The following is a 1,531-nucleotide window of genomic DNA, read 5'->3' as shown; positions in this document are numbered from 1 at the left end:
ATTTCGGATAACATGCGGAACTTTTGCAAAAACGGTGATGGATTGTTGCTCTGAGCGATAAAAATTATTTCGGGATAAGACATGGTGTATAGGGCGCTACCTATCTACAATCGCCCGCACTGAATTCCCGGCACTGTTCAACCTTTATTAAGGAACTGGACAGGAAGTCGGGTGTCGAGCCGGCCGAAAGGCTTTCGAGACACCCAGGTGTCGGTGCCTTCCAACTTTCCGCACCAAATGGAATTGGTCTGTAACAAGGCCTTTGACCACGAATTCGAATAAGAACTGACCGCTGTCCCAAGGTTTTGTCGAGCGTCTGACGCGCGACGGGCGGCCCTTATTCAATCCAAAGAAAATGCCAACCCTTGGCAGGGTGAAGTGTTGGCGATCAAAACCCAACTGCATTGCGCAAGCTGCTTTAGAGGTCGTGAGATGAGTAAAAACAGGTACCCCAGATTACTAGGCCTAGTGCCGCTGCTCGGCACGTTGTTGCTGGGAGGCTGCAACATGACCCTGCTCAATCCAACGGGCCAGGTCGGCCTGGAACAGCGCAACCTGATCATCACCGCCACGCTGCTGATGCTGTTGGTCGTTGTGCCGGTTATCGTCATGACCTTCCTGTTCGCCTGGAAGTACCGCGCGTCCAACAAGGATGCCGTCTACACCCCGAAATGGTCGCACTCGACCAAAATCGAAGTGGCGGTCTGGACCATCCCGGTTCTGATCATCATCGCCCTGGGTTACATCACCTACATTTCGACCCACAAACTGGACCCGTACCGTCCGATTGAATCCGACGTCAAGCCGGTGACCATCGAAGTCGTTGCGCTGGACTGGAAGTGGCTGTTCATCTACCCGGAACAAGGCATTGCCACGGTCAACAAGATCGTGTTCCCGGCGCATACCCCGGTCAACTTCCGGATCACCTCCGACGCGTGATGAACTCGTTCTTCATCCCGGGCCTGGGCGGCCAGATATACGCGATGGCGGGCATGACCACCAAACTGCACCTGATCGCTGACCGCAACGCTGAAATGGACGGTATCTCCGCCAACTACAGCGGCGCTGGTTTCACCGGTATGAAATTCAAAGCGATCGCAACTTCTCAGGAAGATTTCGACGCCTGGGTAAGTGAAGTCAAAAAGGCACCTAAACAGCTTGAACAAGCTGAATACGCAGCCCTTGCCAAGCCAAGCCAGAACAATCCAGTCGAGCTCTACTCCTCGGTCACGCCGAACCTGTTCCAGACCATCGTCGACAAGTACGAAGGCATGAAACCGGGCAAGCCGCTGAAGCACGAGAAGAAAGAGAAAGAAGTGGCGGCAACGGACATGGACTCGAATTCGCATTCAGCTGCCGGGGCAGAGGAGTAAACGATGTTTGGTAAATTAAGTTGGGAAGCGATCCCTTTCCACGAGCCGATCGTGATGGTCACCATCTCGATGATCGCGCTCGGTGGTCTGGCGTTGTTCGCTGCAATCACCTACTTCAAGAAGTGGACCTACTTGTGGACCGAGTGGCTGACGTCGGT

Annotated in this window: 1 protein-coding gene and 1 pseudogene; both read left to right on the top strand. The window is 54.0% G+C overall.

Going from position 1 to position 1,531, the window contains the following annotated elements; translation table 11 throughout:
* Positions 1 to 432 precede the first annotated feature (432 nt).
* A pseudogene (gene cyoA, locus HT737_RS09840) lies at positions 433 to 1,373 on the top strand (ubiquinol oxidase subunit II).
* Positions 1,374 to 1,376: 3 nt separating this feature from the next.
* Positions 1,377 to 1,531 (top strand): hypothetical protein (locus tag HT737_RS32685; RefSeq protein WP_182402403.1); only part of this gene is annotated, 155 nt, incomplete at its 3' end.

Source organism: Pseudomonas sp. MD195_PC81_125 (genome assembly GCF_014060985.1).
GTDB classification, from domain to species: Bacteria; Pseudomonadota; Gammaproteobacteria; order Pseudomonadales; family Pseudomonadaceae; genus Aquipseudomonas; species Aquipseudomonas parakoreensis.
Note: the sequence above shows the minus strand (reverse complement) of the source record. Positions and strands in the feature narration are given on the sequence as shown.